Annotated in this window: 15 protein-coding genes and 1 other RNA gene; 8 read left to right on the top strand and 8 right to left on the bottom strand. The window is 58.3% G+C overall.

Annotated elements, in window-relative coordinates:
• Positions 1 to 27: 27 nt before the first annotated feature.
• The 4 genes from E1180_RS13535 to ssrA all read right to left on the bottom strand — a co-directional run bounded on the left by E1180_RS13535 (position 28) and on the right by ssrA (position 1734).
• Complete coding sequence (locus E1180_RS13535; protein ID WP_155191750.1) at positions 28 to 255, bottom strand: ribbon-helix-helix domain-containing protein; 228 nt, start codon at positions 253 to 255, stop codon at positions 28 to 30.
• A gap of 5 nt (positions 256 to 260) precedes the next feature.
• A complete protein-coding gene (locus E1180_RS13530; RefSeq protein ID WP_155191748.1) occupies positions 261 to 476 on the bottom strand; it encodes a DUF4169 family protein in 216 nt (71 codons plus the stop codon).
• An 84-nt stretch (positions 477 to 560) separates the two neighbouring features.
• Positions 561 to 1187: an SspB family protein gene (locus E1180_RS13525; RefSeq protein WP_208997133.1), complete on the bottom strand. Its 627-nt coding sequence runs from the start codon at positions 1185 to 1187 to the stop codon at positions 561 to 563.
• Between the two features lie 174 nt (positions 1188 to 1361).
• Positions 1362 to 1734: a transfer-messenger RNA gene (gene ssrA, locus E1180_RS13520) on the bottom strand.
• Positions 1735 to 1880: 146 nt separating this feature from the next.
• On the opposite strand from ssrA, the gene E1180_RS13515 reads away from it, so the two are divergent.
• Positions 1881 to 2675, top strand: coding sequence for a thymidylate synthase (locus E1180_RS13515; protein WP_283404370.1), 795 nt, complete (start codon positions 1881 to 1883; stop codon positions 2673 to 2675).
• 4 nt (positions 2676 to 2679) lie between these two features.
• On the opposite strand, the gene E1180_RS13510 is transcribed toward E1180_RS13515, so the two are convergent.
• Both E1180_RS13510 and E1180_RS13505 read right to left on the bottom strand, forming a co-directional pair.
• Positions 2680 to 4254 carry a B12-binding domain-containing radical SAM protein gene (locus E1180_RS13510; protein WP_155191747.1) on the bottom strand — a complete coding sequence of 525 codons (1575 nt, stop codon included), beginning with the start codon at positions 4252 to 4254 and terminating at the stop codon, positions 2680 to 2682.
• A 19-nt stretch (positions 4255 to 4273) separates the two neighbouring features.
• A complete protein-coding gene (locus E1180_RS13505; RefSeq protein WP_155191745.1) occupies positions 4274 to 5371 on the bottom strand; it encodes a CPBP family intramembrane glutamic endopeptidase in 1098 nt (365 codons plus the stop codon).
• A 358-nt stretch (positions 5372 to 5729) separates the two neighbouring features.
• On the opposite strand from E1180_RS13505, the gene E1180_RS13500 reads away from it, so the two are divergent.
• Positions 5730 to 6644, top strand: coding sequence for a DMT family transporter (locus E1180_RS13500; protein WP_244314065.1), 915 nt, complete (start codon positions 5730 to 5732; stop codon positions 6642 to 6644).
• Here the strand turns inward: E1180_RS13500 and E1180_RS13495 are convergent.
• A complete protein-coding gene (locus tag E1180_RS13495) occupies positions 6637 to 8025 on the bottom strand; it encodes a multicopper oxidase family protein (protein WP_155191741.1) in 1389 nt (462 codons plus the stop codon). The genes E1180_RS13500 and E1180_RS13495 overlap by 8 nt on opposite strands.
• 150 nt (positions 8026 to 8175) lie before the next feature.
• Positions 8176 to 9537 carry a GH1 family beta-glucosidase gene (locus E1180_RS13490; protein WP_155191739.1) on the bottom strand — a complete coding sequence of 454 codons (1362 nt, stop codon included), beginning with the start codon at positions 9535 to 9537 and terminating at the stop codon, positions 8176 to 8178.
• A gap of 244 nt (positions 9538 to 9781) precedes the next feature.
• Here E1180_RS13490 and E1180_RS13485 point away from each other — a divergent pair, with 244 nt between their 5' ends.
• From E1180_RS13485 to E1180_RS13460, 6 genes are all read left to right on the top strand, one after another.
• Positions 9782 to 10309, top strand: coding sequence for a dihydrofolate reductase (locus tag E1180_RS13485; RefSeq protein WP_155191737.1), 528 nt, complete (start codon positions 9782 to 9784; stop codon positions 10307 to 10309).
• A complete protein-coding gene (locus tag E1180_RS13480) occupies positions 10302 to 10769 on the top strand; it encodes a GNAT family N-acetyltransferase (RefSeq protein ID WP_155191735.1) in 468 nt (155 codons plus the stop codon). The genes E1180_RS13485 and E1180_RS13480 overlap by 8 nt, the downstream gene beginning before the upstream one ends.
• Before the next feature lie 306 nt (positions 10770 to 11075).
• Entirely contained in the window at positions 11076 to 12275 is a 1200-nt protein-coding gene (hflK, locus tag E1180_RS13475; RefSeq protein ID WP_155191733.1) for an FtsH protease activity modulator HflK, read from the top strand.
• A gap of 2 nt (positions 12276 to 12277) precedes the next feature.
• Positions 12278 to 13210 carry a protease modulator HflC gene (gene hflC / locus E1180_RS13470; RefSeq protein WP_155191731.1) on the top strand — a complete coding sequence of 311 codons (933 nt, stop codon included), beginning with the start codon at positions 12278 to 12280 and terminating at the stop codon, positions 13208 to 13210.
• Positions 13207 to 13392: a DUF2065 domain-containing protein gene (locus tag E1180_RS13465; RefSeq protein WP_155191730.1), complete on the top strand. Its 186-nt coding sequence runs from the start codon at positions 13207 to 13209 to the stop codon at positions 13390 to 13392. Before hflC ends, E1180_RS13465 begins: the two co-directional genes overlap by 4 nt.
• 117 nt (positions 13393 to 13509) lie before the next feature.
• Positions 13510 to 15003 (top strand): DegQ family serine endoprotease, encoded by a 1494-nt coding sequence (locus tag E1180_RS13460; protein WP_155191729.1) that lies wholly within the window; start codon positions 13510 to 13512, stop codon positions 15001 to 15003.
• Positions 15004 to 15025 lie beyond the last annotated feature (22 nt).

Here is a 15025-nt window from a genome sequence, read left to right as displayed (position 1 = left end):
AATGACCTGGCTGATCCCCGGATTGCTTCAGTCCGCTTCGGCCAGCCTTGCTGTGACACGTGCCAGTGCCCAGACCCTCATGGTTGAGGAAAGGGCGTCTTCCGGATCCCGATTGTCGTCGATTTCGGCAATGAGGCTTGCAAGCGATTGATCGCGGATCGCAGTTTCCCGGTCGATGACCTCCCAGAATTCCGGCTCAAGCGCAAGGCTTGTCCGGTGTCCATGGAGGGAAACGGAGCGTTTGATCAGGGGCATGCCGCTCAGCTGCGATCAGGTGGATCAATGAGGGGGGAAACCGGAGCGTCCAGCTTGTGGCCGTCGACCTGTTTTTCGAGCTCCGCGCGACGTCTCCGGGCGGCTTCGCGCTCTTCCTTGCTGCGGCCGTATTTCAAACGGTTATCCGCAGCCGTCTGTTCTTTCTTTTGCCGCTGCTTTTGCTTGCGAGCTTGCCGGAGGTTGATGATTTCAGCGCACATTGGGCCGCCCTTTCAAACACTCCGCTTAGAGCATCGGGCGTTTAATTCGAAACACCCAAAGATGCTTGTTTGTTTCATAGCCGATCAGCTTTGGGCGGTAATCGGGTCCGATTTATCGCCCGCTGATCTCGACGTCAGGTCTTTTTCCGGAAGGCGTCCAGAGGACACGACTTCGCCGCCACCATCGCCTTGGGCGTCCTTTTTCTCCGGCTTTTTGTCACCCTCTTCTTCGTCGGAGTTTGCAGCGTCCGCGATCACTTCCACGTCCGGCTTGTCCTTGGCCTCGTGGTCCTGTTCCGCTTTCGCAAGCTCTTCAACCGCTTCCAGCAGTTCTTCCGGCAGTTCTTCCGCGGTCTTGCCCGGATCAAATTCGAGCGCGAACTGGACGGACGGGTCAAAGAACCCCTTTATGGCCGAATAGGGCACCAGAAGCTTTTCCGGCACACCGCCGAAGGATAATCCGACCTCGAATGCGTGCTCGCCAATGGCCAGGTCCCAGAACTGATGCTGGAGGACGATCGTCATTTCTTGCGGATAGCGCTCCTTGAGACGCGGCGATATCCGCACTCCGGGCGCATTCGTATCGAAAGCGATGTAGAAATGGTGATCACCCGGCAAGCCGGTCCGGCCGACCTCGGCCAGTATTTTCTTCACCGCTCCGCGCAGGGCGTCCTGGATCAAAATGTCGTATCGCAACAGGTCTTCAGACATTGCTTTCTTGTCGAATCTCGCCGGAAATTTCACATATCAGTTGCACATTGACCGTCCGGGCTCAAAAAGAAAAGGCTCTTTTCCAAGTGATACCAGATTAATCCGGATGCTGTCCGGGCTCATAGGCAACGGTTTCTCAAAGCAGATAGGCCATCTACACGGTTTGGGGAAGTCAGTGGAGGCTTCTGTTGCCAGGTGCCTCCGAACCCCGCCTGCCGGTGCTAATCCAGCAGGGCTTTAAAGGACTACCGGCACTGCATTACGCAGCGACAGCGTTGTCCATAGCATAGTTGTCGTTTGCAACTATTAAGAAAGCCCGATAACGGTGGTACAATGCCGAGCAAAAGCACAGTCTTTACGCCCTCGTCGATCCTATTTCGCCCCCGCCGAAACCCATGTGGTTTCAAAAGGTTGAGCCTCATGGGCTTGGGTGGAGGCGCCGGGTACCGCCCCCGGGTCCGATAGGTTTATTGCACTGACCATTTATTGCCATAGCTGGAAAACCAGCGCCCTTGATATAAGACGTTGAATGCAGAATTGAAAGGGCAATCCAGCGGGCCAAGCCCTTTGCCGCCGAAATTCATCCACAAGGCGGGCGGCGGGATCTGGGGAAAATGACGGGCAGGGGCTGTCATTTCCGCCAAAGCTGCCACATTAGCGGGTGATCAAAGTGCGCGATAAAGGGGCTCCGGCGTGCAGCAATATCTCGACCTGATGCAGACGATTTTGGACAAGGGCGTCGACCGCGGTGACCGCACCGGCACAGGCACGCGGTCCATTTTCGGCCATCAGATGCGCTTTGATCTCTCTGAAGGGTTTCCCGTCGTCACCACAAAGAAGCTCCATCTGCGCTCGATTGTTCACGAGCTGCTCTGGTTCCTGGCAGGCGACACGAACGTAAAGTATCTTCAAGACAATGGCGTCAAGATCTGGGACGATTGGGCCGATGAAAACGGCGAACTGGGGCCGGTTTACGGCTATCAATGGCGGTCATGGCCAGCGCCCAACGGACAGTCCATTGACCAGATCGCCAAGCTTCTGGAGATGATCAAGACCAGCCCGGAAAGCCGCCGCCTGATCGTGTCGGCCTGGAACCCGGCCTTGGTGGACGAAATGGCCCTTCCGCCCTGCCATTCCCTGTTCCAGTTCTATGTCGCGGAGGGCAAGCTGTCCTGCCAGCTGTATCAGCGGTCCGCCGATGTTTTTTTGGGGGTGCCGTTCAACATCGCCTCTTATGCCCTGCTCACCATGATGATCGCGCAGGTGACCGGCCTGAAACCCGGAGACTTCGTACATACATTCGGCGATGCGCATCTATATGCCAATCATTTCGATCAGGCCCGCGAGCAGCTCACCCGTTCGCCCCGCCCGTTGCCGGCGATGAAAATCAATCCAGATGTGACCGATCTTTTTGCCTTCAAATATGAAGATTTCGAGCTGACCGGCTACGATCCGCACCCGCACATCAAGGCGCCGATTGCCGTTTGAGTGATCAAGCGGACGCAGTCAGCTTGCGCATTTCTGCAAGAGCGTGGGATTTTGATGCATTGGTTTGCGATGCGATCTCTGGCCTCAGGTGTCCATTGGCATCTGTCAGGTAAAGCGGTTCGAAATCCTTGGCGAATTTTGCAGCCATCTTGTGGGCCGGAGTGTAGGCAACACTCAGCGGCTCGGTGGTTGCGCAGAAGGTGCGTTTCGGTTCACGCCATGTCTGCCGCATTTGACGATATGTGCCGACCCGCATTCCGCCCCAGAACCTGACAATCGGGCCTGCCATGCTGATGAGCGTTTGAAGCCTGTCGAACGAGGCCCTGCGGGACCAGGCGTGCCGGGCCGCGTGTCTTGCAAACGCCATTTTGCGGCCCCGGAATTGCAAAAGATCCGCGAGATAGGGAACGACCTTGTCGAGCGGCTCCTGCGGCCATTCGACCAGCTTCTGGCCGTCGAGGTCCGCCAGCCGCAATTTCGGCATGAGTTTTCCGGACGCCGCCGACTGATTGAAGTGCGGCGTGCCAAGAATCGGGATGGTGAGCGACAACAGCGCCGGAAGCGGCGTTTCTGCATGTTCCAGAAGGCCGTCAATCTGGGCATCGACATCGGCAACCGTCTGCTGGGAGAAGTCGAGCATCATGCCATAATCGAACAGGATGCCGTACTCCGCGCAGAGCTGGGCCAGGGATCTCGGGTCCGAAGAGAGGCTGTGTTTCTTGTTGTAGGTTCGCAAGACCGCCGGATCGAGCGATTCCACACCGGAGAAGAGCGCCCTGCAGCCATTTGCGGCAACCTTGGCAAGGTTGTCCGGGTTCTTGAAGAAGTCACCGGTGACAAGAGCACCCCAGCCCCGGTACTGCCCGCGCCGCCAACGTTCTCCCAAAAGCTCTGTCCGGCGTATGAAATCCGCCCGGTTGCTGCCGTAGAAATTGTTGTCCAGCACCATCAGCATTGAGGTGCGCCCGCCTGCGTCGAGCTGGCGTTCGATATCGGCCGTGGAATAGGGCTGATAGCCGCGTCCTTCACCAGTCAAGGAGCAGAAGGCGCATTTGAAATTGCAGTATTTTGTGGTTTCCACGAACCCCAGACCGAACGACCATCCGGCCAGGTCAAATCGCGGGGCTGGGCTCTCAGCAACACAATCTGAGCCGAAGGTCTCTTCGATCAAGGCCTCGATGGTCTCCACATCGCCCAGCAAGACATGGTCGAAGATCGTGGCGCACAGCTCAGGCAGGGCCCTTGGGATTGGTCCCCCGATGGCCACGGCAACACTTGGATTTGCGTTCCGGAAATAGGCCGAAAGCTGGCGTGCCCGGTCAAAGGCGGCAGTCAATCCGGTCAGGATAACAAGGTCCGGCCAGTCAAACAGGCGCGGATCAAGCAGCGCACCATGATAGACCTCGTCATACACCCTGACCTCAGCCCGAGCCCTGTTTATGTGTCCCGCCAGATAGTAGGGGGCCATCGCACGGGGAATGAACAGGCGCATTGGGGCAGCGCACCGCCACGGGTCCACATAGGCGTTGACGATCAGGATTTTCGGGCGGGCATTCGCACGCGTGGTTTTTATTGTCATTTATGTGCCTGTATTCCCATCAGACCTGATCCAGGCCCGCGAAGATCCCCAGGATGAAGATCGCATAAACGCCTATGATTGCGTGGGAAATGATTGACGGGATGACGCTTCCCGATCTCATGAACAGCCAGCCCCAGAGAAGCGAAGGCGCAATCACGGCCAGCGAAACAATCGGATTGAGATGGGCGTGCAGAACGGCGAACAGTAGCGTGGAAACGAGATTGGCGATCCAGCCGGCTTGGCTGACAACACCGGTAAGGAAGCTTTGAAGCGGCGCCTGAATGGCGCAGCGGATCGCGAATTGCTGGATGAATACCGAAACGAGATAAATCCCAAGTGCCGCCACGAACACTGCTGGTTCGCGGACATGGGTGCCATCGTCCAGCACCAGAAAACTGAACAGGTCCGGAGCCGTTTGCCCTCCGCTTGCCTCAACGGAAATGATGATCCACTTGCCGAGCGTCATGGCGGCGCAAAACGCGAGGGACCAGGCAATACTCTCAATTACATAGCGGCGGCTGGTCCTCAGATTGAGCTTGAGGGCGCTCACGCCGAATGAGGATCTGAGGCCGATGAAAAAGCCGATGACAATCAGTGTCATAAGCGCAATGACCGGCCCGAAATCATAAAAGTGGGCCTGGGCGAGCTTCTGCATCGGCTCGAGCAGCAGCGTAAACACACTGAAGATCGTCAGGACGGCCACGATGAAGCGCCCGGTGGCCGCGCGCTCGCTCTCCCTGTCGGCTGTTTTCTTGAGCAGTTCAACCCGCTCGCTCTCATCGGCGAGCATCACGAGGACGCCAATCCGCTCGTTGGTGGCCTTCTTGTGGAGAAGGGCTGCGCGAACGCTCAGGTGCAAAACCGTGCCGTCTGCACGATCCAGGCTGATCGTGGCCACATGCTCTTTTTCAGGCTGCTGGACCGCCTGCAACACGCAATCTGTGAAATCATCCAGATGTTCCAGCGGAAGGAAAACCTCGGCAATCGTCTTTCCGGTCACCGCGGAAGCGCGCAGCCCGAAAATGGCTTCGGCGCCCGGATTGAACGAGGTAATGATCCCGTGAGGATCGATGGTGATGATGCCGTCGCGGGACGATGCGACAATGTCATCGGTCATCGCGTCCGGAAAGCGGACCAGATTCCGGGCTTCATTTGCATGATCTAAAATGTCGTCTTGCAAGATTTAAAGCCTGGTTGAGTTTACGAGGGCGATAGCATTTTGATCCAAACAGCTTTGACGGCTAATGCCGCTATGCCGGGCGGAACGACCGTTGTAACCAGATCAGTTTAGTCTTGTCATATGGTTACTGGGGTTAATCTTTGGACATGTAGCCGGGAACAGGCGGCCTTTTTCGTTTTTTTGACGGGCAGGCCTGCCGATGGGCTATCGGAACCGGATCCGCTGCGCACAGTGTTGCCTGTTGTCCAGATCGGCGCTATGCCTAGGCCATCCTTCCTTTTTGACGGCTAAGTCATTGTCATCAGCAGCATCTATTCCCCAGGGGCCACGGGCAAACCTCGTTGGCAGCCTCTTGATGGTTTTGTCCATGGGCCTTTTTGCCCTTGAGGACATGTTCATCAAGAAAGCGGCCACCGGATTGCCAGTCGGCGAAATCCTGATTTTGTTCGGCGCGGGCGGAGCTGTCTGCTTCTATGCGCTGGCATTGGTCCGGCGGGAGCGGATTTTCGTTCCCGACGTCCTGTCGAAAACCATGCTGGTCCGGTTTGTGTTCGAGCTGACAGGACGCCTTTTTTATACCTTGTCGCTCGCACTGACCTCGCTCTCATCCACCACTGCGATCCTGCAGGCCACGCCGATCGTGGTTGTCATGGGCGCGGCGCTTTTCTTTGGTGAGACGGTTGGCTGGCGGCGCTGGACAGCGATTATCACCGGGCTCATCGGCGTGATGATCGTTCTGCAACCTGGATCGGACGCGTTTTCGGCGCTGTCCATTCTTGCAGTGATCGGAATGATCGGCTTTGCCGGACGGGATCTTGCCAGCCGGGCCGCCCCGCCCACCATCGGTACCAATGCGCTCGGATTTTATGGCTTCCTGACCCTTATCATGGCCGGCATCGTTGTGGCTCTGTGGGACGGGCACAGCTTCGAGGCTCCATCGGCTCCTGCCGCAATTGCTTTGACTGGCGCGGTCCTGGCGGGTGTCGGGGCCTATGCGGCCCTCATGAAAGCCATGCGAACGGGCGACGTTTCCAGCGTAACGCCATTCCGGTACTCCCGTTTGTTGTTCGGCGTCGGCCTTGGGGTTTTCTTCTTCGATGAAGCCATCAGCCAATCGATGTTGCTCGGCTGCGGTCTGATCGTTGCATCAGGATTGTTTATCCTCGTCAGGGGAAGGAAATCCGCGGTCCGGACACAAAACCTTAGCTGACTTCAAACCACTCCCTCATGCCCGAGGCGGCATGGCCCAGCATGTGGCAATGGATCAGCCATTTGCCCGGATTGTCTGCAACAAACGCGATCTTGACCGTTTCTCCCCGAGTGGTGGTGTAGGTATCGTGCCAGTCCGCGTTTGGAAGCCGTTCCCCATTCCGTTCCAGAACCTGGAAGTGATGGCCATGCAGGTGGATCGCATGGTCAAAAGCGCTGTCGTTCCGGCTTTCAATGAGGAGTGTTTCGCCGCGCTTGGCTGAAAAGAGCGGTGTCTGATCCGTTCCCGCCTTCCCGTTAAAGACCCAAAACTTCCCCTCTTGGATCATCTGGCGCAGATCGTCCTCGCTTTTGCCTTCGCCCATCAGCGAGCGCATCCCCTCCATCGCGCCGCCCGCCATGACAAGTGGAACCACGCGGGCTGTGTCCAGGGAGGGCTCCGGCAGATCGTTTGGGGGCGGCATCTTCAGGGGCTGGTTTTCCGGAGCGGCCGGGCCAACAACAAAATTGGCAAATGTGAAGGGTTGGCCGGTCATTGCTTCAAGGGGGATCGTGCCTGTGGTCTCAGGGCGGATCGCAAGATCCATGCGCTGCGCCGGAGACAGCCTCAAAGTGGACTCGATCCGGCGCGGTGTGCTGAAAGTCTGGCCGTCAAGACCAATGACATCCGCTCCGAAGCGGGAGGGGGCAATCTCCAGAATACGCGAGGCGGAGCTGTTGATCAGCCGCAGGCGATGCCAGCGTCCTTGCTGAAGCGGGATTTCAGGCAGCGATATACCGTTTACGGTGAGCCAGTTGCCCAGCCGTCCGGCGTGGGAGAAGTCATGCCGTGCGCCGAAGTCGTCTGTAATCAGCTGGCCGTCTTCGTTAAGCCGCCAGTCGCTCAGCATCATCGTGATGTCTGCACCGGCAAAGGGATCTTCGTCATCCTCAATGATCAGGGCCCCCGCCAGCCCGCGCGGAACCTGGTTCCAGCTCATGTTATGCGCGTGGTACCAGAAGGTTCCGGCATCGGGTGCGACGAAATCATAATCAAACATCTCACCCGGCATCACTGGGGGCTGGGTCAGGCCGGCAACCCCATCCATGGCATTGTCGATCCGGATACCGTGCCAGTGGACCGATGTCGGCTCTTCAAGCTCGTTCCGGAAGCGCACGCGCACCCGTTCGCCCCGTTTTACGCGGATTTCCGGGCCGGGCAGCATCCCGTTGTAAAGCCAGAGCTCCGACGGCTCGCCATCTGTCCCATAGAGCCGGGCCGTTCCTGGCGCGGCCGTGAGCTCAAAGACGTTTTCGGCTTGTGCCGCAAGCCCCAGGCGCGGGGAGAAAAATGTTGCTCCCGCCGCGAAAGCGGATGATTGCAGGAATGTGCGCCTGTCCATTGTTAGCCTTCCGATAAAACGCATTCGCGCAGGCGGTGTTGGAGGCGGGGCGTGCCAAACCACCAAACTCCAAACGCCTCGTCTGTATCTTATAGGAAGAAAGATAAGGCTTCCCGCCACTGGAAGGTCAAGCGGCCAGGAAAGTGCTTTCTAAAAGCTGCTCTTATGGGTGTTCACCAGCTCCCGGTACCATTTCCCGCTGTCCTTTAGCGTGCGTACCTGGGTGTCATAGTCCACATGGACAATGCCGAACCGCATCTTGTAGCCCTCGGCCCATTCGAAATTGTCCATCAGGCTCCACAGGAAATAGCCCTTGAGCGGAACACCGGCATCAATCGCATCGGCGGACGCCTCAAAATGCTGTTCGAGATAGTCTGTTCGGCGGGTGTCCGGCACGGCGCCGTTGTCCACACCGTCATTGTAGCAGGCGCCGTTCTCGGTGATGTAGACAGGCGGCAGGTCATAGCGTTTGTAGAGATCGATCAAGAGGTCGGAAAGCCCCTTGGCGTCGACCTCCCAGCCGATATCGGTCACGGGAACACCGTCTTTGGGCGGGGTCGCTTCCGCATTTGGATATGCGGCGCCAGCCGCAAAGTCTGCATGGATGCGCCAGGGCGTGTAGTAGTTCAGGCCCCACCAGTCCAGCGGCTGATTGATGACCTCAAGGTCACCATCCTGAATATTCATCTTGTCGCCGAACACGTCCAGGATGTCCGGAGGATAAGCACCGCTGAAGACAGGCGACATGTAGATGCCGTTGTGAAAGGTGAAGGCCCGCTCGGCGGCCGCCTTATCTTCGCCGCTCTCTGTTGCCGGATAGATTGAATAGGCGTTCAACACAGTGCCCATAGGAAGGTCCGGCCGGACGGAACGGGCGGCCTGCACGCCCAAGCCATGGGCCAGATTGAGCGTGTGGACTGCGGCCGCAAACGCGTCAGTGCTTTTTTCGCCCGGCGCATGAATGCCGTACAGATGGCTGAGGTGGCAGATACACCAGGGTTCATTGATGGTTGCCAGAGCATCCATGCGATCACCAAGCCGACGCACCACAATCTCCGCATAGTCGGCAAAGGCTTCGGCGGTCGACCGGGCGGTCCAGCCGCCATCGCCCATCAGCATCAGCGGCAGGTCCCAGTGATAAAGCGTCGGATAGACCTTCAGTCCGCGCGCCACCATGCCGTCAATCAGCCGGTCATAGAAGTCGAGGCCCTTGTCGTTCACCTTACCGCGCCCGTCCGGCAAAATCCGCGGCCAAGCGATGGAAAACCGGTATGCCCCAACGCCAAGGGACTTGATGAGATCGAGGTCTTTTTCCCAAAGGTGGTAATGGTCGCAGGCCACATCGCCGGTATGCTGCTGGAAGACCCGTCCGGGCATCCTTGAGAACGCATCCCAGATGGAAGGTCCCCGGCCATCTTCTTTTGCGGCCCCCTCAATCTGATAGGCCGCCGTTGCAACGCCAAACAAAAACTCCTTCGGCAGTCTGGCCGCCAAATCCTTTGCCGATGTCATGGTTTCTCCGCCGGAAGTCTTTTGGATAGAGGAAAACTGACCGTATTTCTCAAAGCGCTTTGGATCAAGTGCTTTGCACTCTTTCCCTAGCCAAGTCTGAGGAAACACCGAGAATGGAAGCAGGCACTCAGCGCTGGCAGTTGCCTTTTCCCAGACCGGAAAAATCGTGATAGAGGGCTAAGTCAGCGGGCGGCGAATCGAGCCCGTTGTTCTGGCAATGCTGGACGTTAATTCGGAGACGGGAATGCCGGAAATTTTCATGATTGCTGCTGTTGCCCGGAACGGGGTCATCGGCGCGGATAATGACATGCCGTGGACGCTGTCGAGCGATCTGAAGCACTTCAAGAAGCTGACGCTTGGCAAGCCGGTGGTAATGGGGCGGAAGACCTTTCTGTCCTTCGGTGGCAAGCCGCTGCCGGGGCGTCCGCATATCGTCATTTCCCGTGATCCGGACTATCAACCGAATGGTGCGGAAGCTGCAACATCTCTCGATGAAGCGCTACGATTGGCGGGGAAGCAGGCGGTAGCCATGGGGGCCGATGAAATCGCGATCATCGGGGGTGGCCAAATTTACGCGCAGGCCATGCCGCGCGCCGACCGCCTTGAAATCACCGAAGTGGCCGCTGACCCGCAGGGCGACACCCGCTTTCCGGATATTGATCCGGCAGTCTGGACGGAGACTTCCCGCGTTCCGGGGGGGCGAACGGACAAGGACAGTGCCGATTTCACCTTTGTCACCTATCACCGCTTGGACAGCACAGTGAATGCATGACGTTTCCACCCGGCTCACCGGATACTGGTTTTCATTTGAGACCTTGTCGCCGAAGGATCTACATGATCTTTTGAAGTTGCGGCAAGATGTCTTTGTTCTGGAGCAAACCTGCCTTTATCCGGACATAGACGGCAAGGACCCGGACGCGCAGCATTATCTATTGCGCGAGGGGGCGGCAGGACCGCTTGCAGGCGCTATCCGGATGTTCACTGACGGGAACCAAAGTGAGGCCCGCATCGGGCGCGTCGTCATTGCGCAGAGCCACAGGGGGCAGGGACTTGGCCGCGTCCTGATGCGCGACGCAATTGCCGAAGCCCGCCGTCAGATACCCGGCTGTGTGATCCATGTGTCTGCTCAGGCGCACCTTGAAAAGTTCTACCGCTCGCTTGGGTTTCAGACCATATCCGACAGCTACCTGGAAGACGGCATTCCGCATCTGGACATGGCTTCCGGCATCTAGGGCCCGGACACGGCAGGGCTACACTTTCTGACGAAACCCGTCGCCCAAGGCAGAAAAGGCAATCTGTCGCGCCCTAATATACGTGAAAACCCGTAAGCTCTCGGTAATGTATTCTTGACAAAAGCGGGTGCGTCACCCACCTCCGGCACAAGGTATCCGTGCGGTGTGGTGGAGGCGACCGCCGAGGCTTTCCGTTGAAAGCCACCGGTAACCTCCCTATAACCATCGGTGAGTAAGAACGGGCGAAAGCCCAGGTCCGGTAGCTCATGTCAAAAGGCTGACCGGACGTCAAAGAAGGAAGTATTGATGCCTTGGAGCAATCAGTCAGGCGGCGGTGGTCCCTGGAAAGGTGGCGGTAACAATGGCGGCCCTTGGGGCGGCGGAGGCGGAAACGGCAACGGCCCATGGGGCGGTGGCGGTCCGAACCGCAGTGGTGGCGGTGGCGGTGGAAATCCGCCCGACCTTGAAGAGCTGTTGAAACGTACCCAAGACCGCATGAAGACCGTGCTTCCGGGCGGCGGTGGCGGCCTTGGTGCTGCCGGCGTTCTGATTGTTGTTGGCCTTGGCCTCATCGGCTGGCTCGCGACCGGCTTCTACATCGTCGATGAACGTGAGCGCGGTGTTGAACTGGTGCTTGGCAAGGTGGAAAGCCTGACATCGCCGGGCATCAACTACAACTGGCCCTATCCGATTGGCGAAGTCTACAGGCCTGCCGTAGAACAACAGCGCGAGACAACCGTTGGCGTGCAGGAATTCTTCACGAACAGCGGCGCGCTCCGCTCCCAGGAAGTGCCTGAGGAAAGCCTGATGCTGACGGGCGATGAGAACATCGTCGATGTTGGCTTCAAGGTGCTGTGGCGGATCCAGGCAACCAACGAAGGCATCGCGGACTATCTCTTCAATGTCGAAGACCCGGCAACAACCGTGAAAGCGGTCGCGGAAAGCGCGATGCGTGAGGTTGTCGGCGGCTCGAACATCGACTCCATTCTGACCGAAAATCGCGTGACCATTCAGAACGATGTGAACGTGGTCATGCAGAGGACACTGGACGAGTATCGCGCCGGGATTGAGATCACGGAAGTGCAGATGCAGCGCGTTGACCCGCCTGCCCAGGTTATCGATGCATTCCGTGACGTTCAAGCCGCCCGTGCCGATCAGGAGCGTATCCAGAACGAAGCGCAAGCCTATGCGAACCGGAAGATCCCGGAAGCCCGCGGCGAGGCAGCCCGTATTATGGAAGCGGCTAATGCCTACAAGGACCAGACCATCGCCGAGGCGACCGGTCAGTCGCAGCGCTTCACGAAAGTCTATGAGCAGTACGTCAACGCGCCGGACGTGACCCGGGAGCGCCTGTACCTTGAAACTCTGGAGAAAGTGTTGGGTTCCAACAACAAGATCATCATCGACAGCGAGTCTTCGGGATCCGGCGTTCTACCGTTCCTGCCGCTGAACGATCTGAATGGGCGCGGCTCCGGCCAGACAGCCCGCACGGCAGGAGGTAACTGATCATGCGTAGCACGATACTCGCAGTCCTCGTCGGTGCCGTTGTTGTCCTCGGCTATATGTCGATCTACATCGTCAATCCGACCCAACAGGCGCTGGTCTTCCAGCTCGGCCGGATCGTGGATAAGCAGACCGAGCCAGGATACAATTTCAAGTATCCGTTCATTCAGAACGTGGTCTATCTCGACAGCCGCATCTTGAACCTCAATATGCCGCCGCTTGAGCCGATCACTTCTGACAAGAAGCGCCTGATCGTTGACGCGTTCGCGCGGTACCGGATTTCCGACCCGGTCCTGTTCTATCAGCGTCTGCAGAACGTGCAGACGGCCAACCGCCGCCTGTCCATTCTGCTGCAGTCCTCGCTGCGGTCGGAACTTGGCCGGACAAGCTTTGTCTCGGTTGTCCGCGACGACCGTGCCGGCTTGATGGAAAAAATCCGCAATGACGTCAGCGCCAATGCTGCCGAGCTTGGTATTGAGGTGGTTGACGTGAAGATCCGCCGTGCGGACCTTCCGGAGGCGAACTCACAGGCCATTTACGCAAGAATGCAGACCGAGCGTCAGCGGGAAGCAACCGAGATCCGGGCACAGGGTGAGGAGCAATCCCGCCGGATCCGGTCGCGCGCGGACCGTGATGCAACGGTTCTGGTCGCTGAGGCGAACCGGGATTCCGAGATCATCCGCGGTGATGGCGATGCGGAACGGAACAAGATCTTCGCTGAAGCCTTTGGCGCGGATCCTGAGTTCTTTGCCTTCTACAGGTCCATGCAGGCTTATGAGGCCGGATTGCAGTCAGGCGACACCAGCCTGGTCCTGTCGCCCGACTCCAGCTTCTTCCGGTTCTTCAAGGACCCGGCGGGCGTAGGGGCGCCGGTGAATGGCATTGGCGATGACGACAACGGGATTACGACCAGTTCGCCCTCGCTCGCCGCGCAATGAATGAACTCATAACGGCGCTTGGATTGGTCCTGGTCTTTGAAGGTGTTCTTTATGCGCTCGCGCCGGGCGGCATGAAGTCGATCATGCGAAGCGCGCTGGAGACACCGGACCAATCCTTGCGGACCGCCGGACTGATCGCTGCCGCCATCGGCGTATTTATTGTGTGGATCATCCGCGGATAACGAAAAGTTTCAGGGCGGGAGGCGTAAAATCCTTCCGCCCGTTCTATATTTACTGACATCTTCGACCTTTTAGGTCTCTCACCGCAGTCGCAGGACTGGAATGGAGGAGAAAGCTGTATGGCTTCTGAGTTTATCCGCCGCCGAATGACACCGCTGGCAGCTGCCGCGGCTAGTCTTGCATTCGGGGCATTTGTTGTTGCCGGGCCAGTGCCATCCGCCCGCGCTCATGACGGCCACGGCCCTGAATCCGTCGCCGACCTTGCCGAAAATCTGGCGGATGCCGTTGTCAACATTTCTACGGCGCAAACGGTTCAGGGGCGCCGGTCGGTTCCAATGCCGCAGGTTCCGGACGGCTCTCCGTTCCAGGAATTCTTTGAGGAATTCTTCAACCGCCAGCAACAGGACAACGATCAGCCGCGCCGGGTTCAGTCTCTTGGATCAGGCTTCGTCATTGACGGCGAAGAAGGCATCATAATCACCAACAACCACGTGATTGAAGGGGCGGATGAAGTCACCGCGAACTTCAATGATGGCACCAAGCTCGTGGCCGAGGTTCTGGGCACCGACGAGAAAACGGACCTTGCGGTTCTGAAGGTCACACCGGAAAGCCCGCTCAAGGCCGTATCGTTAGGCGATTCAGATGCGATCCGGGTCGGCGACTGGGTGATGGCGATTGGCAACCCGTTTGGCCTTGGCGGCACCGTGACCGTGGGCATCGTGTCCGCCCGGAACCGGGACATCAATTCCGGTCCTTATGACAACTTCATTCAGACCGACGCCTCGATCAACCGCGGAAACTCGGGCGGGCCGCTGTTTGACATGAACGGCAATGTTGTGGGCATCAACACCGCGATTATATCGCCGTCTGGCGGGTCCATCGGCATCGGCTTCGCCATTCCGGCAAAAACCGCCATGCGTGTGATCGATCAACTGCGCGAGTTCGGTGAGACCCGCCGTGGCTGGCTTGGTGTCCGGATCCAGGAAGTGACCGATGAAATCGCCGAGAGCCTCGGCATGGACGAGGCAATGGGTGCGCTGGTCGCCGGTGTGACCGACGATGGCCCGGCCGCGAAGGCGGAGATTGAAGCCGGTGACGTGATCTTGCGGTTTGACGGCAAAGAGGTCGAGGCCATGCGTGAACTGCCACGGATGGTGGCGGAGACCGCCATTGGCAAGGACGTTGAAGTGGTCGTTCTGCGCAAGGGTGAGGAAGTCACCATCTCGGTCACGCTGGAGCGCCTTGAAGAAAACGAGCCGGTGAATGCAAGCGCGACGGTCGAAGAAGAAGAGAGCGAACCTGCAGAGACCAGCACGGTGCTCGGCATGACGCTTGCGGTGCTCGACGACGATTTGCGGGCGCAGTTCTCCATCGACGCGGATGTAACCGGTGTGGTCATTACCGAAGTGGAAGCCGGATCTTCAGCGGAAGAAAAGCGGGTCCAGGCCGGTGACGTGATCAAGGAAGTCGCTCAGGAGCCGGTGGAAACCCCGGCCGACGTCGAAGCTCAGATCAAGAAGCTAGACGAAGAGGGCCGCCGCTCGGCGCTGCTGCTGCTTGCAAACCCGACCGGGGATGTGCGCTTTGTTCCAGTTCGGATCGAAGAACAATAAGCTTCTATCTCAACCCGATGCG

The organism is Roseibium denhamense (assembly GCF_009711415.1).
Lineage (GTDB): Bacteria > Pseudomonadota > Alphaproteobacteria > Rhizobiales > Stappiaceae > Roseibium > Roseibium denhamense.
This window is presented reverse-complemented; position numbering and strand designations above follow the sequence as displayed.

Coding starts and splice junctions, on each gene's coding strand:
- E1180_RS13535 (WP_155191750.1), bottom strand. CDS start 255: ATGCCCCTGATCAAACGCTCCGTTTCCCTCCATGGACACCGGACAAGC.
- E1180_RS13530 (WP_155191748.1), bottom strand. CDS start 476: ATGTGCGCTGAAATCATCAACCTCCGGCAAGCTCGCAAGCAAAAGCAG.
- E1180_RS13525 (WP_208997133.1), bottom strand. CDS start 1,187: ATGTCTGAAGACCTGTTGCGATACGACATTTTGATCCAGGACGCCCTG.
- E1180_RS13510 (WP_155191747.1), bottom strand. CDS start 4,254: ATGACAATAAAAACCACGCGTGCGAATGCCCGCCCGAAAATCCTGATC.
- E1180_RS13505 (WP_155191745.1), bottom strand. CDS start 5,371: ATGACCGATGACATTGTCGCATCGTCCCGCGACGGCATCATCACCATC.
- E1180_RS13495 (WP_155191741.1), bottom strand. CDS start 8,025: ATGGACAGGCGCACATTCCTGCAATCATCCGCTTTCGCGGCGGGAGCA.
- E1180_RS13490 (WP_155191739.1), bottom strand. CDS start 9,537: ATGACATCGGCAAAGGATTTGGCGGCCAGACTGCCGAAGGAGTTTTTG.
- E1180_RS13485 (WP_155191737.1), top strand. CDS start 9,782: ATGCCGGAAATTTTCATGATTGCTGCTGTTGCCCGGAACGGGGTCATC.
- E1180_RS13480 (WP_155191735.1), top strand. CDS start 10,302: ATGCATGACGTTTCCACCCGGCTCACCGGATACTGGTTTTCATTTGAG.
- hflK (WP_155191733.1), top strand. CDS start 11,076: ATGCCTTGGAGCAATCAGTCAGGCGGCGGTGGTCCCTGGAAAGGTGGC.
- hflC (WP_155191731.1), top strand. CDS start 12,278: ATGCGTAGCACGATACTCGCAGTCCTCGTCGGTGCCGTTGTTGTCCTC.
- E1180_RS13465 (WP_155191730.1), top strand. CDS start 13,207: ATGAATGAACTCATAACGGCGCTTGGATTGGTCCTGGTCTTTGAAGGT.
- E1180_RS13460 (WP_155191729.1), top strand. CDS start 13,510: ATGGCTTCTGAGTTTATCCGCCGCCGAATGACACCGCTGGCAGCTGCC.